This window comes from Pseudomonas sp. CFBP2511, from assembly GCF_030209255.1.
In the GTDB taxonomy this organism is placed as follows: Bacteria; Pseudomonadota; Gammaproteobacteria; order Pseudomonadales; family Pseudomonadaceae; genus Aquipseudomonas; species Aquipseudomonas avellanae.
In genome coordinates, this window is sequence record NZ_JARVSI010000009.1 from 185436 (window position 1) to 209785 (window position 24350).

A 24350-nucleotide genomic window follows, 5' to 3' on the forward strand; every position below is an offset into this window, starting at 1 on the left:
TTTCATGGAAAAAATAAAATCGGCCGGACCGTCCTCGGTACCGCGCCACGTCGCGATTATCATGGATGGCAATAATCGCTGGGCCAGAAAACGCCTGTTACCGGGTGTGGCTGGCCACAAGGCGGGTGTCGACGCTGTGCGGGCTGTTATCGAGGTCTGCGCCGAAGCCAAGGTTGAAGTGCTGACATTGTTCGCGTTCTCCAGCGAGAACTGGCAGCGCCCGGCCGAAGAGGTTGGTGCGTTGATGGAGCTTTTTTTCACGGCATTGCGCCGTGAAACCAAGCGCCTGAACGAGAACGACATCAGCCTGCGGATTATCGGTGACCGTTCGCGCTTTCACCCTGAGCTTCAGGCTGCGATGCGTGAAGCGGAAGTGCGGACGTCCGGCAACAGCCGCTTTGTGCTACAGATCGCTGCCAACTACGGCGGGCAGTGGGACATCGCGCAAGCGGCCCAGCGGCTGGCGCGCGAGGTTCAGGCAGGGCATCTGCAGCCGGAGGACATCACTCCCCAGTTGCTGCAGACCTGTCTGGCAACGGGCGATCTGCCGTTGCCTGACCTATGCATTCGCACCGGTGGCGAGCACCGCATCAGCAATTTTCTGCTTTGGCAGCTGGCTTACGCCGAGCTGTACTTCTCCGACCTGTTCTGGCCGGACTTCAAACACGATGCCATGCGCGCCGCGCTGGCAGATTTCGCTTCTCGCCAACGTCGCTTCGGTAAGACCAGCGAACAGGTAGAAGCTGGAGCCCGGGCTTAATGCTGAAACAACGGATCATCACGGCACTCATTCTGTTGCCGATCGCCCTGTGTGGCTTTTTCCTGCTGACCGGCATGTACTTTGCTCTTTTTATCGGCGTAGTGGTCGTACTGGGTGCCTGGGAATGGGCGCGGTTGGCGGGCTTTGCTGCCCAGTCGATGCGTGTGGGGTACGCGGCCCTGGTCGCTGTGCTGCTGTTTTTCATGTACCTGCTGCCGGGTCTTGAACCCTGGGTACTGGTCGCGGCGGTCATCTGGTGGAGCGTTGCGACCTTCCTTGTTCTGACTTATCCCGATTCCAGCAGTCACTGGGCCAGTGCTGCCTGCAAGCTGGTGATCGGTCTGCTGATCCTGCTGCCCGCGTGGCAGGGGCTGGTGCTCATCAAGCAATGGCCGCTGGGCAACTGGCTGATCCTGTCGGTGATGGTGCTGGTGTGGGCGGCTGACATCGGCGCGTATTTCTCCGGCAAGGCTTTCGGCAGGCGCAAGCTGGCTCCCAAGGTCAGTCCCGGTAAAAGCTGGGAGGGCGTATACGGCGGTCTGGTGGTCAGTCTGGGTATCACCGCGGCAGTCGGTGTTTCGCGTGACTGGACTGTCGTTCAGTTCATCGCCGCACTGTTGGGCGCCGCTGTGATCGTGTTCATTTCCGTGATCGGTGACCTCACCGAAAGCATGTTCAAGCGCCAGTCCGGGGTCAAGGACAGCAGTAATCTGCTGCCTGGGCACGGCGGCGTTCTGGACCGCATCGACAGCCTGACGGCCGCCATTCCGGTATTTGCCGTGCTGTTGTGGGCCGCTGACTGGGGTGTCATGTGAGTGGGCCGCAACACATTACCATTCTGGGTGCAACCGGCTCGATTGGTCTGAGCACGCTGGATGTCGTTGCACGTCATCCGACGCTTTATCAGGTGTTTGCGCTCACCGGCTTCAGTCGTCTGGACGAGTTGCTGGCCCTGTGCATCAAGCACACGCCGCAATACGCGGTAGTGCCCGAGCAGGTTGCCGCTCGAAAACTGCAGGATGACCTGGCGGCGGCCGGGCTCGATACCCGAGTGCTGGTGGGCGAGGGCGGTCTGTGCGAAGTGGCGGCGCATCCTATGGTCGATGCGGTTATGGCGGCCATCGTCGGCGCGGCTGGCTTGCGTCCGACACTGGCTGCGGTCGAGGCGGGCAAGAAGGTGTTGCTGGCCAACAAGGAAGCGCTGGTCATGTCCGGCGCCCTGTTCATGCAGGCTGTGCGCCAGAGCGGTGCGGTGCTGCTGCCGATCGACAGCGAACACAATGCGATTTTCCAGTGCCTGCCCGGCGATTTTGCTCGCGGTCTGGGCGCTGTCGGTGTGCGGCGCATCATGTTGACTGCCTCAGGCGGGCCGTTTCGCGAAACACCGCTGGAGCAGTTGCAGGATGTGACCCCGGAACAGGCCTGTGCTCATCCGGTCTGGTCAATGGGGCGCAAGATTTCGGTTGATTCGGCGACCATGATGAACAAGGGGCTGGAGCTGATCGAAGCCTGCTGGCTGTTCGACGCACGCCCTGATCAGGTCGAGGTGGTGATTCACCCTCAAAGCGTGATCCACTCGCTGGTCGATTACGTTGATGGCTCGGTACTGGCCCAGTTGGGTAATCCCGACATGCGTACGCCTATTGCCAATGCACTGGCATGGCCTGCACGTGTAGACTCTGGCGTCGCGCCACTGGATCTGTTTCGCATTGGTCAGCTGGATTTCCAAGAGCCCGACGAGGAGCGTTTTCCTTGCCTGAGGCTGGCGCGTCAGGCTGCCGAAGCTGGTGGCAGTGCGCCCGCCATGCTCAATGCCGCCAATGAAGTGGCTGTGGCGGCATTTCTCGATGGGCGTATCCGTTACCTGGAAATCGCCGGTATCATCGAGGAGGTTCTGAATCGTGAGCCTGTGACTGCGGTCGTAGGGCTCGATGCGGTATTTGCAGCGGATGCGAAGGCGCGTTTGCTGGCAGGCCAATGGCTCGAAAGAAACGAGCGATAAGCGCCAGACAACACGCCAGAATATGAATGAAAGGGTTGATGTGGTGCGTCAAGGGTGGGCCTCGCGGCCTGCGATGATTAACACACTGGCCGAGCAGTCGGTACCCGGAGAAGGCTGATGAGCGCTTTATATATGATTCTCGGCACCCTTGTTGCGCTGGGCGTGCTGGTGACCTTTCACGAGTTTGGCCACTTTTGGGTGGCCAGGCGCTGTGGCGTCAAGGTGCTGCGTTTTTCGGTAGGCTTCGGCACGCCGTTGCTGCGCTGGAGTGATCGTCAGGGGACTGAGTACGTCGTCGCTGCGATTCCTCTGGGCGGTTACGTGAAGATGCTCGACGAGCGCGAAGGCAATGTTCCGCCGGAACTGGCTGATCAGTCTTTCAACCGCAAGACGGTAGGGCAGCGCATTGCGATCGTGATCGCAGGCCCTACCGCCAACTTCCTGCTGGCCATCGCATTCTTCTGGGTGCTGGCGATGATGGGCAGCGAGCAGGTTCGCCCGGTCATCGGTGCCGTTGAGTCCGGCAGTATTGCTCAGCAGGCCGGTCTGACTGCCGGGCAGGAGATCGTCGCTGTCGATGGCGAGCCGACATCGGGCTGGGCCGGGGTCAATCTGCAACTGGTCCGCCGCCTTGGCGAAAGCGGCACCATCGCGCTCAAGGTCAGGGATCAGGGCTCGACGGTCGATACTTCTCGCGAACTGGTGCTCAGTGACTGGCTCAAAGGCGCTGAAGAGCCTGATCCGATCAAATCCCTGGGCATCCGTCCGTGGCGTCCGGCCTTGCTGCCGGTGCTGGCAGAGATCGACCCCAAGGGGCCGGCTCAGAGCGCGGGGCTTAAAACAGGTGATCGCCTGATTTCGATGGACGGTCAGCCCCTTAACGAGTGGCAGCAGGTTGTCGATCGGGTGCGCGAGCGTCCCGAAGCCAAAGTTTCACTACGCATCGAGCGTGACGCCGTGCAGATGGACGTACCTGTTACCCTTGCAGCCCGAGGCGAAGGCAAGGCTGCCGCAGGTTACCTGGGTGCCGGTGTCAAGGCTGTCGATTGGCCACCTGAAATGCTGCGCGAGGTCAGTTACGGGCCTTTCGCCGCGATGGTCGAGGGTGTAAAGCGCACCTGGACCATGAGCGTGCTGACCCTGGACTCGCTCAAGAAAATGTTGTTCGGCGAGCTCTCGGTAAAAAACTTGAGTGGACCGATAACCATTGCTAAAGTGGCGGGCGCTTCGGCCCAGTCAGGCCTTGGAGATTTTCTGAATTTCCTCGCCTACCTGAGCATAAGCCTGGGTGTTCTGAATTTGTTGCCCATTCCTGTCCTGGACGGGGGGCATTTGTTGTTTTATCTGATCGAGTGGGCGCGTGGTCGTCCCCTTTCGGAAAAGGTTCAAGGTTGGGGGGCACAGATCGGTATCAGTCTGGTGGTGGGCGTAATGTTGCTCGCGCTGGTCAACGATCTGGGCCGACTGTAACGCTTTGCCGAAAAGCCTTACCGAGTTGCGAATCTGCCGCATTTTGCGGCAGTTTGTTTATTGCCAGTTGGAATAAGAAAGGACTTCATGAAACGTCTGCTGCTAACTGCGGTTCTTTCCGCACTGATGATCGCTGAAGTTCACGCCGAGTCCTTCACCATCTCCGATATCCGCGTCAACGGCCTGCAGCGGGTTTCCGCCGGCAGTGTCTTTGGTGCGTTGCCGCTGAACGTAGGCGAGCAGGCGGATGACGGTCGTCTGGTCGATGCTACCCGTTCGTTGTTCAAAACCGGTTTCTTTCAAGATATCCAGCTGGGTCGCGATGGCAACGTACTCGTCATCAACGTCGTCGAACGCCCGTCGGTTGCGAGTATCGAAATCGAGGGCAACAAGGCCATCTCCACTGAAGACCTGATGAAAGGGCTGAAACAGTCCGGTCTGGCTGAGGGTGAAATTTTCCAGCGTGCGACCCTCGAAGGCGTGCGTAACGAGCTGCAACGTCAATACGTTGCCCAGGGTCGTTACTCCGCCGAGGTCGACGCCGAGGTTGTTCCTCAGCCACGCAACCGTGTGGGCCTGAAGATCAACATCAATGAAGGCACCGTTGCCTCCATCCAGCATATCAATGTGGTGGGCAACACGGTCTTTTCCGATGAAGACCTGACCGACCTGTTCGAGCTGAAGACCAGCAACTGGCTGTCGTTCTTCAAGAACGACGACAAGTACGCCCGCGAGAAACTCTCGGGTGACCTTGAGCGTCTGCGTTCGTACTACCTTGATCGCGGCTATATCAACATGGATATCGCCTCGACCCAGGTGTCGATCACGCCTGACAAGAAGAACGTGTACATCACGGTCAACGTCAACGAAGGCGAAAAATACAGCGTCAAGTCGGTCAAGCTGAGCGGCGACCTCAAGGTGCCGGAAGATCAGGTCAAATCCCTGTTGCTGGTGCAGCCGGGCCAGGTGTTCTCGCGCAAGGTCATGACCACGACTTCCGAGCTGATCACCCGTCGTCTGGGTAACGAAGGCTATACCTTCGCCAACGTCAACGGCGTGCCGACCCCGAACAACGAAGATCACACTGTCGATATCACCTTCGTGGTCGATCCCGGCAAGCGTGCTTACGTCAACCGCATCAACTACCGTGGCAACACCAAGTCGGAAGACGAAGTGCTGCGCCGCGAAATGCGTCAGATGGAAGGCGGCTGGGCCTCTACCTACCTGATCGACCAGTCGAAAACCCGTCTGGACCGTCTGGGCTTCTTCAAGGAAGTCAACGTCGAAACGCCACCTGTACCAGGCACCGACGACCAGGTTGACGTGAATTACGCAGTAGAAGAGCAGGCTTCCGGCTCGATCACTGCCAGCGTCGGCTTCGCGCAAAGCGCCGGTCTGATCCTGGGAGGTTCGATCAGCCAGAACAACTTCCTCGGCACCGGTAACAAGGTCAGCATCGGCCTGACCCGCAGTGAATACCAGAGCCGTTACAACTTCAGCTACGTCGATCCGTACTACACGCCGGACGGTGTCAGCCTTGGTTATAGCGCGTTCTACCGCACCACCAACTACGATGACCTCGACGTTGATGTCGCAAGCTACGCAGTAGACAGCCTGGGTGCCGGTATCAACCTCGGCTACCCGATCAGCGAAACCTCTCGCCTGACCTACGGCCTGACCGTGCAGCAGGATGAGATCAAGACCGGCCGTTACACTGTCGATGAAATCTTTGATTTCGTACAAAAAGAAGGCGACAAGTACCTGAACTTCAAAGGCTCGATTGGCTGGTCTGAATCGACTCTGAACAAAGGCGTATTGGCCACCCGTGGTCACTCGCAAAGCCTGGTGTTCGAATCCACCTTGCCGGGCAGCGACCTGTCGTTCTTCAAGCTGGATTACCGTGCTCAGTACTTCCACCCGATCACCGATAACTACACCCTGCGTCTGCACACCGAGCTGGGTTATGGCGACGGATACGGTTCGACCTCGGGTCTGCCGTTCTACGAGAACTACTATGCCGGTGGTTTCAACTCGGTTCGTGGTTTCAAGGACAGCACGCTTGGTCCACGTAGTACGCCAAGCCGTGGTGTGGCTGTAACGGGGAATCAAGGCACTGATCCGGACCCTGATCAGGATCCACTGCCGTTCGGCGGCAACGCCCTGGTACAAGGTGGCGTAGAAGTCATGTTCCCGCTGCCGTTCATCAAGGACCAGCGTTCCCTGCGCACCTCCGTGTTCTGGGATGTCGGTAACGTATTTGATACCAACTGTGACTCCACCCGGACGACGGCCAGCGGCAAGAAAGTCGAGTGCAACAACATCGACCTGTCCGGCATGGCCAGCTCTGTGGGTATCGGCGTCACCTGGATCACTGCGCTCGGCCCTCTGAGCTTCGCCTTGGCGATGCCGATCAAGAAGCCGGACGACGAAGCAGAAACCCAGGTCTTCCAATTCTCCCTGGGTCAGACTTTCTAAGCGTCTGACCTTTGATAACGCAACGAATTTTGTAGGAGTTGTATTGTGCGTAAGTTGACTCAATTGGTACTGCTGGCCACCGTTCTGGTCGCAAGCCCTGCATTTGCCGACATGAAAATTGCGGTACTGAACTATCAGATGGCCTTGCTGGAATCTGACGCTGCCAAAAAATACGCTGTGGATGCCGAAAAGAAATTCGGCCCGCAACTGACCAAGCTGAAAAGCCTGGAAAGCAGCGCCAAAGGTATTCAGGACCGTCTGGTCAGTGGTGGCGACAAGATGGCTCAGCCTGAGCGTGAGCGTCTGGAGCTTGAATTCAAGCAAAAGGCTCGTGACTTCCAGTTCCAGTCCAAGGAACTGAACGAAGCTAAAGCCGTTGCTGACCGTGAAATGCTCAAGCAGCTGAAGCCGAAACTGGATCAGGCTGTTGAAGAAGTCATCAAGAAAGGTGGTTTCGATCTGGTCTTCGAGCGCGGTGCTGTGATTGACGTCAAACCTCAGTATGACGTTACTCGCCAGGTCATCGAGCGCATGAACCAGCTGAAGTAACCATGAGCATAACCATCAAGCTCGGCCAGTTGGCCGAGTTCCTTGGCGCTACGCTACGTGGCGACAAGGACAAGGACATTACCGGGCTGGCCACTCTGGAAGAGGCCGGCCCTGGTCAAATCAGTTTCCTGGCAAAACCTCAATACCGTAAATACCTGGTCGATACCCAGGCCGCTGCTGTGCTGCTCAAGCCTGCAGATGCCGACGGTTACACCGGTGATGCGCTATTGGTCCCGGATCCTTATCTGGCCTACGCGCGCATTTCGCATTTTTTTGACCCCAAGCCTAAAAGCAGTGCAGGTGTTCATCCGACAGCCGTGATTGCCGAGGATGCGCAGGTTGATCCTGCGGCCAGCATCGGCGCGTTTGCTGTGATCGAGAGCGGTGCCCGTATCGCGGCCAATGTCACCATCGGTGCGCATTGCTTCATCGGCGCCCGTAGCGAGATCGGTGAAGGTGGCTGGCTGGCTCCGCGTGTGACGCTTTACCACGACGTGCGCATTGGCAAACGTGTGGTCATTCAGTCGGGTGCGGTGCTGGGCGGCGAAGGCTTTGGCTTTGTCAACGACAAGGGTGTCTGGCAGAAGTTTGCACAAATTGGTGGCGTCACCCTGGGTGACGACGTCGAGATAGGCGTCAATACCGCGATTGATCGTGGCGCGCTGTCTGATACGCGAATTGGCAATGGCGTGAAACTGGATAACCAGATTCACATTGCCCACAACGTGCAGATCGGCGATCACACGGCAATGGCTGCGTGTGTGGGCATCTCCGGAAGCGCCAAAATCGGCAAGCACTGTATGCTGGCCGGCGGTGTCGGGCTGGTGGGGCATATCGACATCTGTGATGGCGTTTACATCACCGGCATGACCATGGTGACCCATTCCATCACCGAGCCGGGTTCCTACTCGTCGGGTACGGCAATGCAGCCATCTGCAGAATGGCGCAAGAGTGCAGCTCGTCTGCGCAAGATCGATGACATGGCGCGACGTCTGCAAAAGCTCGAAAAGGCTGTCGAGACGGTGACCTGCGCCGATAATCGCTCATCTGATGGCTGATACCTTTTTAATATCAAGCGTGCACAGTCGATAAACTGCCTCCTTGATGTAGAGGGGTGTTGCGCAGTCGCGACGCACTCCTAATCTTTACTACAGGCTTCCTCTCGAAATGATGGACATCAACGAAATTCGCGAATATCTGCCTCATCGTTACCCGTTCCTGCTGGTGGACCGCGTGACCGAGCTGGATATCGAGAACAAGAACATTCGCGCCTACAAGAATGTCAGCGTCAACGAGCCTTTCTTCAACGGTCACTTCCCCCAGCATCCAATCATGCCGGGCGTTCTGATCATTGAGGCCATGGCTCAGGCTGCGGGTATTCTTGCGTTCAAGATGCTCGACTCCAAGCCATCCGACGGCACGCTCTATTATTTCGTAGGTTCGGACAAGCTGCGCTTCCGCCAACCGGTTTTTCCGGGTGACAAACTGGTTCTTGAAGCAACGTTTCTGAGCAGCAAACGCCAGATCTGGAAGTTTGAGTGCAAGGCCACCGTTGATGGTAAAGCGGTATGCTCTGCCGAAATCATCTGTGCGGAACGCAAGCTATGAGTTTGATTGACCCTCGCGCAATCATCGATCCGACGGCCATTCTGGCCGACAACGTTGAGGTCGGCCCTTGGTCGATCATCGGACCCGGTGTGGAAATTGGCGAGGGTACAGTTGTCGGTCCTCATGTTGTCCTCAGGGGGCCAACGAAGATCGGCAAGCATAATCGCATCTACCAGTTTTCATCGGTGGGCGAGGACACGCCTGATCTCAAGTACAAGGGTGAGGAAACCCGTCTTGTCATCGGCGATCACAATGTGATTCGCGAAGGCGTGACCATTCACCGCGGGACCGTTCAGGACCGTGCCGAGACGACGCTGGGCGATCACAACCTGATCATGGCCTATGCGCACATCGGCCACGACAGTGTGATCGGCAACCACGTGATATTGGTCAACAACACCGCGCTGGCAGGCCATGTCCACGTGGATGACTGGGCCATTCTGTCCGGTTTTACCCTGGTGCATCAGTTCTGCCACATCGGCGCGCACAGTTTCTCCGGCATGGGCACGGCCATCGGTAAGGACGTTCCGGCGTTCGTGACGGTGTTCGGTAACCCGGCCGAGGCGCGCAGCATGAATTTCGAAGGCATGCGCCGTCGTGGTTTCTCCGAAGAAGCCATTCATGCCCTGCGCCGGGCCTACAAGACCGTCTATCGTCAGGGGCTGACCATCGCTCAGGCACTGTCTGATCTGGCTGAGCCTGCGGCGCAGTTTCCTGAAGTCGCAGTGTTTCTGCAGTCCATTCAGACGTCGACTCGCGGCATCATTCGCTAACCATGACCAGTCCCTTACGTATCGCACTGGTCGCTGGCGAGGCCTCTGGCGATATCCTCGGATCCGGCCTGATGCGTGCCCTGAAAGCACGTCATCCCGATGTTCGTTTCATCGGTGTGGGCGGCCCGCTGATGGAAGCCGAGGGCATGCAGTCCTATTTCCCGATGGAGCGTCTGTCGGTGATGGGGTTGGTGGAGGTGCTGGGGCGGCTACGCGAGCTGCTGGCCCGACGCAAGTTGCTGGTTCAGACCCTGATCGATGAAAAGCCCGATGTGTTCATCGGCATCGATGCACCGGATTTCACGCTCAACATCGAGCTACAGCTACGTCGCGCCGGTATCAAGACCGTGCATTACGTCAGCCCGTCGGTCTGGGCCTGGCGTCAAAAGCGCGTGCTGAAGATCCGCGAAGGCTGCGACCTGATGCTCACGCTACTACCTTTCGAGGCGCGTTTTTACGAAGAGAAGGGCGTGCCGGTGCGTTTTGTCGGCCATCCGCTGGCAGATACCATTCCCCTTGAATCCGATCGTGGCGCCGCCCGCGCCGAGCTGGGCCTGTCGGTCGACGGTCCGGTTGTTGCGTTGATGCCGGGCAGCCGGGGAGGCGAGGTCGGTCGTCTGGGCGCATTGTTTTTTGATGCCGCCGAGCGCCTTCTGGTCGAGCGTCCTGGCTTGCGCTTCGTGCTGCCATGCGCCAGCCCGCAGCGCCGGGCTCAGGTGGAGCAACTGCTGCAAGGTCGCGATCTGCCGATCACTTTGCTCGAGGGGCGCTCGCATGTGGCGCTGGCCGCCTGCGATGCGGTGCTGATCGCCTCTGGCACTGCCACGCTGGAAGCCCTGCTTTACAAGCGTCCGATGGTAGTCGCCTACCGCATGGCACCGTTGACGTTCTGGGTGCTCAAGCGGCTGGTCAAAAGCCCTTACGTGTCTCTGCCCAATCTGCTGGCCCAACGCTTGCTGGTGCCTGAACTGCTGCAGGATGATGCAACCCCCGAAGCGCTTGCACGGACGCTGTTGCCGCTGATCGAAGACGGCCACGCGCAGACTGAAGGTTTTGATGCCATTCACCGCATCCTGCGCCGTGATGCCTCCAATCAGGCCGCCGATGCAGTATTGAGCCTGCTCGGCCTGCCACTTTCACTGTGAGTTCGCCAAACATGCAAACAGGTCTGGATTTCACCCTTGTCGAGGACCTGGTCGCAGGCGTTGACGAAGTCGGCCGCGGCCCGTTGTGTGGCGCAGTGGTGACCGCTGCAGTCATTCTTGACCCCGCCAAGCCCATTCTCGGGCTCAATGACTCGAAGAAACTGACCGAAGCCAAACGCGAAAAGTTGTTTGTCGAAATTCAGGAAAAGGCCCTGTGCTGGTTCATCGCCCGGGCTGAAGTTGAAGAAATCGACCAGTTGAACATCTTGCACGCCACAATGCTGGCCATGAAGCGCGCCGTAGAAGGGTTGAGCATCACCCCGAAACTGGCCCTGATTGACGGCAATCGCTGCCCGCAACTGTCGGTGCCCTCTGCACCGGTGGTCAAGGGTGACTCCAAAGTGCCGGCGATTGCCGCCGCATCGATTCTCGCCAAAGTGAGCCGTGATCGTGAAATGGCTGCGCTCGAGCTGATTTATCCGGGTTATGGCATCGCTGGGCACAAGGGGTATCCTACGCCGGTGCACCTTGAGGCACTGGCCCGGCTCGGGCCTACGCCTATTCATCGGCGTTCTTTCGGGCCAGTGCGTACGGCCCATGAAGCGCGTGCGGCCATCATGCTCGGCGGTTCGATCCCGTTACCGGTCGGTCTGTTGCAAGACTGACGTTTCATCCCGGGCCAGCTACAATCCTGCCCTTCGTTTTTGTATTTTCGCGTTTTATAGGATCACCATGCCGGCTTCTTTCGTTCATCTACGCCTGCACACCGAGTACTCGCTGGTTGACGGTCTGGTCCGGGTCAAACCGTTGATCAAGTCGCTGACCAGCATGAACATGCCTGCCGTGGCGGTGACCGATCAGAACAACATGTGTTCGCTGGTCAAGTTCTACAAAGCCGCTCAGGGCTCCGGGATCAAGCCGATCTGTGGCGTCGATCTGTGGCTGGCCGGCCGCGATGAAGACGCCGCGCTCAGTCGCATCAGCCTGCTGGCCATGAACGCCCAAGGCTATCGCAACCTCACCGAGCTGATTTCCCGTGGTTTCATCGAGGGTCAGCGTAATGGCCAGATCGTCATTCAGCGCCAGTGGGTCGCGCAAGCCAGCGAGGGCGTGATTGCGCTGTCCGCAGCCAAGGAAGGCGAGATCGGCATGGCGCTGCTCGGTGGCAATCCAGGAGAAGCGGACGAGTTGCTGCGCGAATGGCTGGCCGTGTTTCCTGACCGCTTCTACATAGAAGTGCAGCGTACCAATCGCGCCAATGATGAAGAGCATCTGCACGCCGCGGTTGCCCTGGCCGAGCGCCACGGTGCACCGCTGGTCGCGACCAACGATGTGCGCTTTATCAACCAGGCTGATTTCGAGGCGCACGAGACCCGCGTGTGCATCGGCGAAGGCCGGGCGCTGGACGATCCTCGGCGCTCGCACAACTACAGCGACCAGCAGTACCTGAAAAGCCCGGAAGAAATGGCCGAACTGTTCAGCGATCTGCCCGAGGCGCTGGAAAACTCCGTCGAGATTGCCAAGCGTTGCAACATCGACGTCAAGCTGGGCACTCACTTCCTGCCCAACTTTCCGATCCCCGATGGCATGACCATCGATGAGTATTTCCGCAAGGTGTCTTTCGACGGTCTGGAGGAGCGGCTTGCCGTCCTGATGCCCAGGGACACCACTGAAGATTACGAAACCAAACGTCAGGTGTATGTCGATCGGCTGAATTTCGAGCTGGATATCATCATCCAGATGGGGTTTCCCGGTTACTTCCTGATCGTGATGGACTTCATTCAGTGGGCCAAGAGCAACGGCGTCCCGGTGGGGCCAGGCCGTGGATCGGGTGCCGGGTCGCTGGTGGCTTATGTGCAGAAGATCACCGACCTTGATCCACTGGAATACGACCTGCTGTTCGAACGTTTCCTGAACCCGGAACGGGTTTCCATGCCCGACTTCGACGTCGACTTCTGCATGGACGGTCGTGATCGGGTCATCGAATACGTGGCCGAAAAGTACGGGCGCAATGCGGTCAGCCAGATCATCACGTTCGGTTCCATGGCGGCCAAGGCGGTGGTGCGCGACGTGGCGCGGGTGCAGGGCAAGTCCTATGGGCTGGCGGATCGTCTGTCGAAGATGATCCCGTTCGAGGTCGGTATGACCCTCGAAAAGGCGTACGAGCAGGAAGAGATTCTTCGCGACTTTCTCAAGGTCGATGAAGAGGCCGCCGAAATCTGGGAAATGGCGCGCAAGCTTGAAGGCATTGTGCGTAACGTGGGCAAGCACGCCGGGGGCGTGGTAATCGCCCCGACCAAGCTGACCGACTTCTCGCCGATCTATTGCGACGAGGCCGGTGACGGTCTGGTAACCCAGTTCGACAAGGACGATGTCGAGGCAGCGGGGCTGGTGAAGTTCGACTTCCTCGGTCTGCGCACCCTGACCATCATCGACTGGGCACTCAAGACTATCAATCGCGATCGCGCCAAGGTCGACGAAGCGCCGCTGGACATCGCGTTTATCCCGCTCGACGACCTGCCGACCTACCAGTTGTTGCAGCGCGCCGAAACCACGGCGGTGTTCCAGCTTGAGTCGCGCGGCATGAAAGAGCTGATCAAAAAGCTCAAGCCCGACTGCCTGGAAGACCTTATCGCACTGGTGGCGCTGTTTCGCCCCGGCCCGCTGCAATCGGGCATGGTAGACGACTTCATCAACCGCAAACACGGTCGCGCCGAGTTGTCCTACCCGCACGTCGACTACCAGTACGAAGGCCTCAAGCCAGTACTGGCGCCGACCTACGGCATCATTCTGTATCAGGAACAGGTGATGCAGATCGCTCAGGTCATGGCCGGTTACACCCTCGGTGGTGCGGACATGCTGCGCCGTGCGATGGGCAAGAAAAAGCCCGAGGAAATGGCCAAGCAGCGTGGCGGTTTCATTGACGGCTGCAAGTCGAACAACATCGAGCCTGATCTGGCCGGTAACATTTTCGACCTGGTGGAAAAATTCGCCGGTTACGGTTTCAACAAGTCTCACTCGGCAGCCTACGGGCTGGTGTCGTACCAGACGGCCTGGCTGAAAACCCACTACCCGGCGCCGTTCATGGCCGCCGTGTTGTCGGCGGACATGCACAACACCGACAAGGTCGTGACCTTGATCGAAGAAGTGCGCACGATGAAGCTGCGCCTCGACGCACCGGACGTGAACACCTCGGAGTTCAAGTTCACCGTAAGCGACGACGGCCGTATTCTCTACGGGCTGGGTGCAATCAAGGGGGTGGGTGAGGGGCCGGTCGAAGCCATTACCGATGCGCGTCAAAAGGGGCCGTTCAAGGACCTGTTCGATTTTTGTGCGCGTGTCGACCTCAAAAGAATCAACAAACGAACGCTGGACGGCCTGATTCGCAGTGGCGCGCTGGACCGTCTCGGCCCGTACTTCGAACTGGAGCCCAAGGCCTATCAGGCCAGTATCGACCGTAACCGTTCGGTATTGCTGGCCGCGCTGGAAGAGGCCATTCAAGCGGCCGAGCAGACTGCCCGAAGCCACGACAGCGGCCATTCGGACCTGTTTGGCGGCCTGTTCGTCGAAGCGGATGCCGACGTTTACGCCAATCATCGCAAGACCCGCGAGCTGAGCCTCAAGGATCGTCTGCGCGGCGAGAAGGAAACCCTGGGGCTTTACCTGACCGGGCACCCGATCGATGAATACGAAGGCGAGATCCGCCGCTTTGCCCGGCAGCGAATCATCGACCTCAAGCCCGCCAGGGACACCCAGACGGTTGCGGGTCTGATCATTGCCCTGCGCGTGATGAAAAACAAGAAGGGCGACAAGATGGGGTTCATCACCCTGGATGACCGCTCGGCGCGTATCGAAGCGTCCTTGTTTGCCGAAGCGTTCCACTCGGCTCAGTCACTGTTGCAGACCGATGCTATGGTTGTGGTCGAGGGCGAAGTCAGTAACGATGACTTTTCCGGTGGCCTGCGGTTGCGTGCCAAACGGGTGATGAGCATCGAAGATGCACGCACCAATCTGGCCGAGAGCCTGCGCGTGACGGTGCATACCGATGCGCTCAAGGGCGATCGACTGCGCTGGCTCGGCGATCTGTGCAAGCGCCATCGCGGTGCCTGTCCGATCACCGTGGATTACACCGGGCAGGACGCCCGGGCATTGCTGCAATTGGGAGAAGCCTGGCGTATTGATCCCGCAGACAGCTTGATTCAAGCTCTGCGTGACCAGTTCGGACGTGAGAACGTCTTTCTCCAGTATCGTTGAACGCCGCAGGCTTGATCTGCGCTCAACCCTGAATTTTAATTTCGACCTGACCGCGCCTGTTCCGAACAGGAAAGGCGCAGACGGATCAACCGGCCGGCCTCTTGGCCGTCGACCCAAGACGGATGCCTATGAACCCGAATTTTCTTGATTTCGAACAGCCTATCGCTGACTTGCAGGCCAAAATCGAAGAACTGCGCTTGGTGGGCAATGACAACTCGCTGAACATCGGCGACGAGATCTCCCGGCTGCAAGACAAGAGCAAGACGCTTACCGAAAGCATTTTCGGCAACCTGACCAGTTGGCAGATCGCGCGCATGGCGCGTCATCCGCGTCGTCCGTACACGCTGGACTACATCGAAAACATCTTTACCGAGTTCGATGAGTTGCACGGCGACCGTCACTTCTCCGATGACGCTGCCATCGTCGGCGGCATTGCCCGTCTGGATAACCAGCCGGTGATGATCATCGGCCACCAGAAAGGCCGTGAAGTACGCGAAAAGGTTCGCCGCAATTTCGGCATGCCGCGCCCTGAAGGCTACCGCAAGGCCTGCCGTCTGATGGAGATGGCAGAGCGCTTCAAGATGCCGATCCTGACGTTCATCGACACCCCGGGCGCTTATCCGGGTATCGACGCGGAAGAGCGCAACCAGAGCGAGGCGATTGCCTGGAACCTGCGCGTCATGGCGCGACTGAAAACCCCGATCATCGCCACCGTTATCGGTGAGGGCGGTTCCGGTGGTGCATTGGCCATTGGCGTCTGCGACCAGTTGAACATGCTGCAGTACTCGACTTACGCCGTGATCTCCCCTGAAGGCTGCGCGTCGATTCTGTGGAAAACCGCCGAAAAGGCGCCCGATGCTGCTGAAGCCATGGGCATCACGGCGGACCGCCTGAAAGGCCTGGGCATTGTCGACAAGGTCATCGCCGAGCCACTGGGCGGCGCGCATCGCGACCCGGTTGCCGCCGCTGCGTTGATTCGTGAAGAGCTGAGCAGTCAGCTGGCGATGCTCAAGGCATTTGATAACGACGCGCTGCTGGCCCGCCGTTATGATCGCCTGATGAGCTACGGGCTCTAAGCCGCATCGCTCCGATTGTTCCCACGCGTTGCGGGCTTCTGCCCGTAGGACGTGGGAGCGAACCGCGCGACGCTTCGTTTTTTCGCGAAAGGGCCGGCTTGAGCACTGGAGCATTCAGTGTGTGAATCAGCGAAGCCCGGTGAAAACACCAATGACCACCTCCACACCCAACGGTCATGACCTTCCCGCCAGGCTTCTGCAAGCCTTGGCGCCTTGGCGCACTGCGTCAACCTGGTACGTCGGTTTCTCTGGCGGCCTGGATTCCACCGTGCTGCTGCATCTTCTGGCTGAACTCGCCAAGCGCGCAAACCTCCCTGCCTTACACGCCATCCACGTTCATCACGGCCTGCAGGCCATTGCCGACGCGTGGCCGGAGCATTGTCGCCAGGTTTGTCAGGCGCTGGGTGTGGCGTTTGAATCGGTTCGGGTGAAGGTCGAGCCCGGTGCAAGCGTCGAGCAGGCCGCCCGACAGGCGCGTTACGCCGCGTTTACCGAGAGGCTGGGCGAGGGCGATGTATTGCTGACCGGCCAGCACCGTGACGATCAGGCTGAAACCCTGTTGTTCCGCCTGCTGCGCGGTGCCGGGGTGCGCGGTCTGGCGGCCATGCCCGAGCAGCGCAGGCTTGGTCGTGGGCATCTGGCAAGGCCGCTGCTGGGGGTGTCGCGAGTCGAGCTGGAAAGCTACGCCCGCCGGCAGGGCCTGAGATGGGTTGAAGACCCCAGCAATGACGATCAGCAGTTCTCGCGCAATTTTCTGCGCAGCCAGGTGCTGCCACTGCTGACGTCCAGATGGCCGCATGCGACTGCCAGTCTGGCGCGCACCGCTGGCCATCTCGGAGAGGCACAGCAACTGCTGGACGAACTCGCGGCGCAGGACGTTGCCAATGCTCAGGCGACGACGCCGTTTGCCTGGCTTGGTTTGCCAGTGCTGAACCTGGGGCCGATTGCCTGGTTGTCTGGCGCGCGGCAACGCAACGTCATGCGTCACTGGCTCGCGCCGCTGACCCGCCTGCCGGACAGCGATCACTGGGCCGGCTGGGAGGCATTGCGCGACGCTGCTCAGGATGCTCGTCCATTGTGGCGGCTGGCCGATGGTGCGCTGCACCGGGCGCAGGGGTGTATCTGGTGGCTGCCCGCTGGCTGGGAGCGGACGTGCAGCGAGGCAGTGAACTGGGCCGACCCGCGTGCGCCGCTGGACCTTCCCGAAAACGGTCAGGTGAGCCTGGAAGGTGAAGCGCCGTTGGGCGACCTGAGTGTTCGCTATCGTCAGGGCGCTGAGGTGATGCATCTCAGCGGGCGTGGCCGTCGTGATCTCAAGCGGCTGCTCAACGAGCAGGCGGTGCCGGCATTTCTGCGCGGCAGATTGCCGCTGCTGTACCGCGATGACGAGCTGCTGGCTGTCGCCAACCTGCCTGGACTGGACGGTTCGCCCAATGAACGCTGGCGTTTGCGCTGGGTTGCACCGACCGGCGACCAAAGTTTGAGCTGAAAGCCCCTTTCCGGTAGACTACGCTCCCTTCTTGATACAACTTCTGTTGGTTCTTTTGAAACAACGCAAGTTGCCGATTACCAACCAGTGTTTACTGGGTAATTCTTAAAATGTAGCGCACACCTCGCTGGCTTCGGCCGGTCGGTTTCAACGCAGCAGTTTCGGGAGTGCACCGTGAATTTTGTCGGTAATCGGGGGCTTCGGCCTTCCTTCGCTTTCCCCGGCGGCTCTGACCGCTTTAACGCAGACTTCTAGGGTTTTTCATGACGCGCTACATCTTCGTCACGGGCGGTGTTGTTTCTTCATTGGGGAAAGGCATTGCCTCGGCTTCACTGGCGGCCATCCTGGAGGCGCGGGGACTCAAGGTCACCATGCTGAAACTGGACCCCTATATCAACGTGGACCCAGGCACCATGAGTCCGTTCCAGCACGGTGAGGTGTTTGTCACCCACGACGGCGCTGAAACCGACCTCGACCTTGGTCACTACGAGCGGTTTATCCGCACCACCATGACCCAGAACAACAATTTCACCACTGGCCGTGTGTACGAACACGTCCTGCGCAAAGAGCGCCGCGGTGATTATCTGGGCGCGACCATTCAGGTCATTCCGCACATCACCGACGAAATCAAGCGCCGCATCATCAAGGGTGCTGGCGATGCCGATGTGGCCCTGGTCGAAATCGGCGGTACGGTCGGTGACATCGAGTCGCAGCCGTTTCTTGAAGCCATCCGCCAGTTGCGTTTTGAAGTCGGCGCACGCCGCGCGATGCTCATGCATCTGACACTGGTGCCGTACATCGCTACGGCCGGCGAGACCAAGACCAAGCCGACTCAGCATTCGGTCAAGGAATTGCGTTCCATCGGTCTGCAGCCGGATGTACTGGTCTGCCGCTCCGATCACCCGATCGACATTTCCTCGCGCCGCAAGATCGCTCAGTTCACTAACGTCGAAGAGCGCGCAGTCATTGCCCTTGAAGACGCCGACACCATCTACAAGATCCCGGGCATTCTGCATTCGCAGGGGCTGGACGATTTTGTCGTCGAGCGCTTCGGCCTGCAGTGCGGCGGTGCCGACCTGTCCGAGTGGGACAAGGTGGTCGACGCCAAGCTCAACCCGGAACACGAAGTCACCATCGCGATGGTCGGCAAGTACATGGAACTGCTCGACGCCTACAAGTCGTTGATCGAAGCCATGAGCCACGCCGGTATCACCAATCGCACCAAGGTGAACCTGCGTTACATCGACTCCGAAGACATCGAAAACCAGGGCACCGGCCTGCTTGAAGGCGTGGATGCGATTCTGGTTCCAGGCGGCTTCGGTCTGCGCGGCGTTGAAGGCAAGATCACCGCTGTACAGTTTGCACGTGAAAACAAGGTTCCGTACCTGGGCATCTGCCTGGGCATGCAAGTGGCGGTCATCGAGTTCGCCCGTAACGTGCTGGGCTGGAAAGACGCCAACTCCACTGAATTCGACCGCACCAGCGCGCACGCCGTGGTTGGCCTGATCACCGAGTGGGAAGATGCCACCGGCGCAGTCGAAACCCGTACCGAAAGCTCTGATCTGGGCGGCACCATGCGTCTGGGTGCACAGGATTGCCAGCTTGAAGCCGGTTCGCTGGTGCACGATTGCTACCGCAAGGACGTGATTGTCGAGCGTCATCGTCATCGCTACGAAGTGAACAACAACCTGTTGCCGCAACTGATCGAGGCTGGCCTGAAGATTTCCGGTCGCTCCGGCGACGGCGCGCTGGTTGAAGTGGTCGAAGCGCCGGATCATCCGTGGTTCGTCGCGTGCCAGTTCCACCCGGAATTCACCTCCACGCCACGTGACGGACATCCGCTGTTCAGCGGCTTCGTCAAGGCGGCGCTGGCTCAACATCAGAAAAATTCCTGACAGGGACTTCACACATGGCTCAGAAAATCATCCGCACAGGTTCGATCGAGATCGCCAACGACAAGCCGATGGTGGTGTTCGGCGGCATGAACGTACTCGAATCCCGGGATATGGCCATGCAGGTCTGTGAAGAGTACGTAAGGGTGACCGAAAAGCTCGGTATCCCTTACGTGTTCAAGGCCAGCTTCGACAAGGCCAACCGCTCTTCGGTTAATTCCTACCGCGGGCCGGGCCTTGAAGAAGGCATGCGTATTTTCGAAGAGATCAGGCGCACCTTCAACGTGCCGCTGATCACCGATGTGCACGAGCCTCATCAGGCCGCCGTGGTGGCCGAAGTGTGCGACATCATCCAGCTGCCGGCGTTTCTGTCGCGTCAGACCGACCTAGTCGTTGCGATGGCCAAGACCGGCGCAATCATCAATATCAAGAAAGCCCAGTTTCTCGCACCGCAGGAAATGAAACATATCCTGACCAAGTGTGAAGAGGCGGGTAACGATCAGTTGATTCTCTGCGAGCGTGGTTCCAGCTTTGGTTACAACAACCTGGTGGTGGACATGCTCGGCTTCGGCATCATGAAGCAGTTCGAGTACCCGGTGCTGTTCGACGTGACCCACGCCCTGCAGATGCCGGGTGGTCGCTCCGATTCTGCCGGTGGTCGTCGTGCCCAGGTGCTGGATCTGGCCAAGGCCGGCATCAGCCAGAACCTGGCCGGTTTGTTCCTTGAAGCGCATCCCGATCCTGACAACGCCAAGTGCGATGGCCCATGTGCCTTGCGTCTGGACAAGCTGGAGCCGTTCCTGGCCCAACTCAAGTCACTGGATGAACTTGTGAAAAGTTTTCCGATCGTAGAGACCGCTTGATCAGGGTTCTCCGGTAAAGTGCGTTCCCCGTCATCCGTGACGGGGTTGTCGCATTCGGGCCTGCCTTTTTCTGCGCCTGACTGCGAGTATTGTTTCCCCAGCTGCGTCGTTTTCGTCAATCTTGGAGTGTTTACAACAATGGCAAAAATCGTCGACATCAAAGGTCGTGAAGTTCTCGACTCCCGTGGCAATCCCACCGTGGAAGCAGATGTGCTCCTCGATAATGGCATCATCGGCAGCGCCTGCGCGCCGTCCGGTGCTTCAACCGGCTCGCGCGAAGCGCTGGAGCTGCGTGATGGCGACAAGAGCCGTTACATGGGCAAGGGTGTTCTGAAGGCTGTTGCGAATATCAACGGTCCTATCCGTGATCTGCTGCTGGGCAAAGACCCGGTTGACCAGAAAGCGCTGGATCACGCGATGATCGCGCTGGACGCTACCGAGAACAAGGCAAGCCTGGGCGCCAACGCGATCCTCGCCGTCTCCCTGGCGGCGGCCAAGGCGGCTGCACAGGATCAGGACCTGCCGCTGTATGCGCACATCGCCAACCTCAATGGCACCCCGGGCGTTTATTCCATGCCGGTTCCGATGATGAACATCATCAACGGTGGCGAGCATGCCGATAACAACATCGACATCCAGGAATTCATGATCCAGCCGGTCGGCGCCGAAAGCTTCGCTGAAGCGCTGCGTTGGGGCACCGAGATTTTCCATCACCTCAAGGCCGTGCTCAAGGCGCGTGGCCTGAACACCGCGGTCGGTGATGAAGGTGGTTTCGCCCCGAACCTGGCATCCAACAAAGAAGCACTCGACGCTATCGCCGAGGCCGTTGCCAATGCAGGTTACACGCTGGGCACTGACGTGACCCTGGCGCTGGACTGCGCGGCGAGCGAGTTCTACAAGAACGGCAAGTACACACTCAGCGAAGAAGGCGAGTACAGCTCTGCCGAGTTTGCCGAATACCTTGCCGAACTGACGCGCAAGCACCCGATCATCTCCATCGAAGACGGTCTGGACGAGTCCGATTGGGACGGCTGGAAAGTCCTCACCGAGAAGATCGGCGAGAAGATCCAGCTGGTCGGCGACGACCTGTTCGTGACCAACACCAAGATCCTGAAAGAGGGCATAGACAAGAACATTGCCAACTCGATCCTGATCAAGTTCAACCAGATCGGCACCTTGACCGAAACGCTGGAAGCCATTCAAATGGCCAAGGCTGCCGGTTACACGGCCATCATCTCCCACCGCTCCGGTGAAACCGAAGATTCGACCATCGCCGACCTGGCTGTGGGCACCTCTGCCGGTCAGATCAAGACCGGGTCGCTGTGCCGTTCCGACCGTGTTTCCAAGTACAACCAACTGCTGCGCATCGAGGAGCAATTGGGCTCCAAAGCTGTGTATCGTGGTCGTGCCGAGTTTCGCGGCTGAGCCATAGATGGTAAAAGACGCAGAGTGCTGCACCAGGTCGGGCTTCATGGTTCGCCCTTGCAGCTGCGATGCTGACGCTCCGCGGTAATCTGGAGTGATTGAGCCTGGCTTATATCAGGCTCAATGCCCTCGGTCATTTGTTCTTCACGTTGGCTCTGCTGTCTTTTTTACTGGGTACCTGATATTTCAATGCGCAGTCCTAACTGGTTGTTCCTTATCCTGCTCTTGTTGCTGGCTGGCTTGCAGTACCGCCTTTGGGTTGGTAACGGAAGCCTTGCGCAAGTGGCCAGCCTGACTCAGCAGATTGCCGACCAGCATGCTGAAAATCAGGTGCTGCTGGAGCGCAACCGTGTGCTCGATGCCGAGGTCATGGAATTGAAAAAAGGCCTGGAAACCGTCGAAGAGCGCGCCCGGCACGAACTGGGCATGGTTAAAGAGGGCGAAACCCTTTACCAGCTCGCGCAATGATCAAGTGGGTGCGATGACTGACTTTCTTCCTGCCTTCTGGGCAGTGATACCTGCGGCGGGCATCGGTGCTCGCATGGCAGCTGACCGTCCCAAGCAATACCTGCAACTGGGCGGCCTGACAATTCTTGAACACAGCCTGCTTTGCTTTCTCGATCATCCAAGGCTCAAGGGCCTGGTGATCAGCCTGGCTGTGGACGATCCATACTGGGCTGCATTGCCCTGCGCGCATGATTCGCGTATCCAGCGGGTAGACGGCGGGCGCGAGCGTTCCGGCTCGGTGCTCAACGCGCTGCTGCACCTGCATGCGCAGGGGGCAAGTGATGACGACTGGGTGCTGGTGCATGACGCTGCGCGCCCGAATCTGGCGCGCAGTGACCTGGACAACCTGCTCGGTCAGTTGGCAGACGACCCGGTCGGAGGGCTGTTGGCCGTGCCGGCGCGCGACACCCTCAAGCGTGCCGACAGCGATGGCCGGGTGGTTGAGACCGTTGACCGAAGCCTGATCTGGCAGGCGTTCACGCCGCAGATGTTTCGTCTGGGTGCCTTGCACCGAGCCTTGGCTGACAGCCTGGTGTCGAATGTCAGCATCACCGACGAGGCGTCGGCCATCGAGTGGGCAGGGCAGTCGCCACGTTTGATCGAAGGGCGTTCGGACAATATCAAGGTCACTCGCCCCGAAGACCTGGAATGGCTGCGCCAGCGTCGCAGCGAATTCGGCCGTTAGCGACCGCTACTGGCGATATTCATCCTGCATCGCCAGCCCTTCTTTCAGATAATCCACCAGCTTGCGCACTTTGGGCGACAGGTGACGTTGTTGCGGGTAAAGCGCCCACACGGCCGTGTTGGGTGGTTGATGCGCTTCCAGCAATGACACCAACGCTCCTTCTTTGAGGTGCTTTTGCACGTAATAATCGGGCAGTTGACACAGCCCGACCCCTTGCAATGCGGCATCCAGCACGGCCTGCCCGCTGTTGCAGCGCCAGTTGCCTTGTACTCGTTGGGAAAACTCGCGGCCGTTCTGTTGCAACTGCCAGGTATCGCTGCCCCCGATCAGGCAATTATGGCGGCTCAGTTCCGACAGGCTGTGCGGTCGTCCATAGCGTTCGAGATAGGAAGGCGATGCGCACAGGTACATTTGCCGTGGCGCAAGGCGCGTCGCGACCATACGCGAATCCTGCAGTCGGCCCAGACGAATCGCCAGGTCCATGCCCTCATGAACCAGATCCAGCGTGTCATTGCTCAGTTCGATATCCACGCGCAGCTGCGGATACAGCTCCATGAAGCGGGTCACCAAGGGCGTGATAAAGCGCTCGCCATACGCCACTGCGCAGGTCATGCGTAACAGGCCTTTCGGCTCGCTGGCCAGATCACCGACCGCGCGCAGGGCTTCTTCGCGACCGTCCTGCAGGCGCTGACAGTGATGCAGAAAGGTCTGGCCCGCCTCGGTCAGTGCCACCTTGCGTGTGCTGCGATACAGCAGGCGAGTCTGCAAGCGTTCTTCAAGACGCACGATCTGGCGGCTGACGTGCGACGAAGAAACGCCCAGCCGTAGCGCTGCGGCCGTGAACTGCCCGCATTCAGCGACCGCGACAAACTCGTCCAGACCTTCCCAACGATTGGTGTACATCGATTATCCCTGTACAGCATTAATGTTTTGCTTTTGGTCGTATTACTCGTCAATTGGCACTGTACTACACTGCAAACCTTGTTTTTACTCGTCGGAGAAGATTGATGATCAAGTCACGCGCCGCTGTCGCCTTTGAAGCCAAAAAGCCACTGGAGATCGTTGAAGTCGATGTCGCCATGCCCAAAGCGGGAGAAGTGCTGCTCAAAGTAGTGGCATCCGGCGTCTGCCATACCGATGCGTACACGCTTTCCGGCGCCGACCCTGAGGGGATCTTCCCGTCGATTCTCGGCCATGAAGGCGGCGCGATTGTCGAAGCCATCGGCGAGGGCGTGACCTCTGTGGCGGTCGGTGATCACGTCATTCCGCTGTACACCCCGGAATGCCGTCAGTGCAAATTCTGCCGGTCGGGGAAGACCAACCTGTGTCAGGCGATCCGTTCGACCCAAGGCAAAGGCCTGATGCCGGATGGCACCA

The 24350-nt window shown here is 59.1% G+C and carries 21 protein-coding genes; 20 read left to right on the forward strand and 1 reads right to left on the reverse strand.

The window, feature by feature from the left end; translation table 11 throughout:
* The first annotated feature begins 4 nt into the window (after positions 1 to 4).
* The 19 genes from uppS (at position 5) to ispD (ending at position 22973) form a co-directional block, all read left to right on the forward strand.
* Positions 5 to 760, forward strand: coding sequence for a polyprenyl diphosphate synthase (uppS, locus tag QRN38_RS08425; protein ID WP_005765985.1), 756 nt, complete (start codon positions 5 to 7; stop codon positions 758 to 760).
* Positions 760 to 1575 carry a phosphatidate cytidylyltransferase gene (locus tag QRN38_RS08430; protein WP_057418370.1) on the forward strand — a complete coding sequence of 272 codons (816 nt, stop codon included), beginning with the start codon at positions 760 to 762 and terminating at the stop codon, positions 1573 to 1575. The genes uppS and QRN38_RS08430 overlap by 1 nt, the downstream gene beginning before the upstream one ends.
* Positions 1572 to 2762 (forward strand): 1-deoxy-D-xylulose-5-phosphate reductoisomerase, encoded by a 1191-nt coding sequence (gene ispC, locus QRN38_RS08435; protein ID WP_005765988.1) that lies wholly within the window; start codon positions 1572 to 1574, stop codon positions 2760 to 2762. Before QRN38_RS08430 ends, ispC begins: the two co-directional genes overlap by 4 nt.
* 117 nt (positions 2763 to 2879) lie before the next feature.
* On the forward strand, positions 2880 to 4232 hold the full coding sequence (gene rseP / locus QRN38_RS08440; protein ID WP_024668427.1) for a sigma E protease regulator RseP: 1353 nt from the start codon (positions 2880 to 2882) through the stop codon (positions 4230 to 4232).
* Between the two features lie 87 nt (positions 4233 to 4319).
* Positions 4320 to 6707 (forward strand): outer membrane protein assembly factor BamA, encoded by a 2388-nt coding sequence (bamA, locus tag QRN38_RS08445; RefSeq protein ID WP_007245414.1) that lies wholly within the window; start codon positions 4320 to 4322, stop codon positions 6705 to 6707.
* 45 nt (positions 6708 to 6752) lie between these two features.
* Positions 6753 to 7256 (forward strand): OmpH/Skp family outer membrane protein, encoded by a 504-nt coding sequence (locus QRN38_RS08450; protein ID WP_002554721.1) that lies wholly within the window; start codon positions 6753 to 6755, stop codon positions 7254 to 7256.
* Positions 7257 to 7258: 2 nt separating this feature from the next.
* Entirely contained in the window at positions 7259 to 8314 is a 1056-nt protein-coding gene (lpxD, locus tag QRN38_RS08455) for a UDP-3-O-(3-hydroxymyristoyl)glucosamine N-acyltransferase (RefSeq protein ID WP_005765994.1), read from the forward strand.
* Between the two features lie 109 nt (positions 8315 to 8423).
* Positions 8424 to 8864, forward strand: a complete 441-nt coding sequence (fabZ, locus tag QRN38_RS08460) for a 3-hydroxyacyl-ACP dehydratase FabZ (RefSeq protein WP_003377815.1) — start codon at positions 8424 to 8426, stop codon at positions 8862 to 8864.
* On the forward strand, positions 8861 to 9637 hold the full coding sequence (gene lpxA, locus QRN38_RS08465) for an acyl-ACP--UDP-N-acetylglucosamine O-acyltransferase (RefSeq protein WP_005765995.1): 777 nt from the start codon (positions 8861 to 8863) through the stop codon (positions 9635 to 9637). The genes fabZ and lpxA overlap by 4 nt, the downstream gene beginning before the upstream one ends.
* 2 nt (positions 9638 to 9639) lie before the next feature.
* On the forward strand, positions 9640 to 10782 hold the full coding sequence (gene lpxB / locus QRN38_RS08470; RefSeq protein WP_057418369.1) for a lipid-A-disaccharide synthase: 1143 nt from the start codon (positions 9640 to 9642) through the stop codon (positions 10780 to 10782).
* 11 nt (positions 10783 to 10793) lie between these two features.
* Positions 10794 to 11447, forward strand: a complete 654-nt coding sequence (gene rnhB / locus QRN38_RS08475; RefSeq protein WP_005765997.1) for a ribonuclease HII — start codon at positions 10794 to 10796, stop codon at positions 11445 to 11447.
* A gap of 67 nt (positions 11448 to 11514) precedes the next feature.
* Positions 11515 to 15036 carry a DNA polymerase III subunit alpha gene (gene dnaE, locus QRN38_RS08480; RefSeq protein ID WP_007245416.1) on the forward strand — a complete coding sequence of 1174 codons (3522 nt, stop codon included), beginning with the start codon at positions 11515 to 11517 and terminating at the stop codon, positions 15034 to 15036.
* Positions 15037 to 15164: 128 nt separating this feature from the next.
* Positions 15165 to 16112, forward strand: coding sequence for an acetyl-CoA carboxylase carboxyl transferase subunit alpha (gene accA, locus QRN38_RS08485; RefSeq protein ID WP_003377825.1), 948 nt, complete (start codon positions 15165 to 15167; stop codon positions 16110 to 16112).
* A 151-nt stretch (positions 16113 to 16263) separates the two neighbouring features.
* Entirely contained in the window at positions 16264 to 17601 is a 1338-nt protein-coding gene (gene tilS / locus QRN38_RS08490) for a tRNA lysidine(34) synthetase TilS (protein ID WP_057418368.1), read from the forward strand.
* Between the two features lie 263 nt (positions 17602 to 17864).
* The gene (pyrG, locus tag QRN38_RS08495; RefSeq protein WP_003377829.1) at positions 17865 to 19496 is read left to right on the forward strand and encodes a CTP synthase; all 1632 of its coding nucleotides are present in this window, start codon (positions 17865 to 17867) and stop codon (positions 19494 to 19496) included.
* A 14-nt stretch (positions 19497 to 19510) separates the two neighbouring features.
* Complete coding sequence (kdsA, locus tag QRN38_RS08500; RefSeq protein ID WP_024666847.1) at positions 19511 to 20356, forward strand: 3-deoxy-8-phosphooctulonate synthase; 846 nt, start codon at positions 19511 to 19513, stop codon at positions 20354 to 20356.
* Between the two features lie 138 nt (positions 20357 to 20494).
* On the forward strand, positions 20495 to 21781 hold the full coding sequence (gene eno / locus QRN38_RS08505) for a phosphopyruvate hydratase (RefSeq protein ID WP_057418367.1): 1287 nt from the start codon (positions 20495 to 20497) through the stop codon (positions 21779 to 21781).
* Positions 21782 to 21970: 189 nt separating this feature from the next.
* Positions 21971 to 22249 carry a cell division protein FtsB gene (ftsB, locus tag QRN38_RS08510; RefSeq protein WP_003377835.1) on the forward strand — a complete coding sequence of 93 codons (279 nt, stop codon included), beginning with the start codon at positions 21971 to 21973 and terminating at the stop codon, positions 22247 to 22249.
* Between the two features lie 13 nt (positions 22250 to 22262).
* Positions 22263 to 22973, forward strand: coding sequence for a 2-C-methyl-D-erythritol 4-phosphate cytidylyltransferase (gene ispD / locus QRN38_RS08515; protein ID WP_005736197.1), 711 nt, complete (start codon positions 22263 to 22265; stop codon positions 22971 to 22973).
* A 6-nt stretch (positions 22974 to 22979) separates the two neighbouring features.
* Here the strand turns inward: ispD and QRN38_RS08520 are convergent, their stop codons facing one another.
* Positions 22980 to 23876 (reverse strand): LysR family transcriptional regulator, encoded by an 897-nt coding sequence (locus QRN38_RS08520; protein WP_003377838.1) that lies wholly within the window; start codon positions 23874 to 23876, stop codon positions 22980 to 22982.
* Positions 23877 to 23980: 104 nt separating this feature from the next.
* On the opposite strand from QRN38_RS08520, the gene QRN38_RS08525 reads away from it, so the two are divergent.
* A partial coding sequence (locus QRN38_RS08525) for an alcohol dehydrogenase catalytic domain-containing protein (RefSeq protein ID WP_285362394.1) occupies positions 23981 to 24350 on the forward strand: 370 nt, incomplete at its 3' end.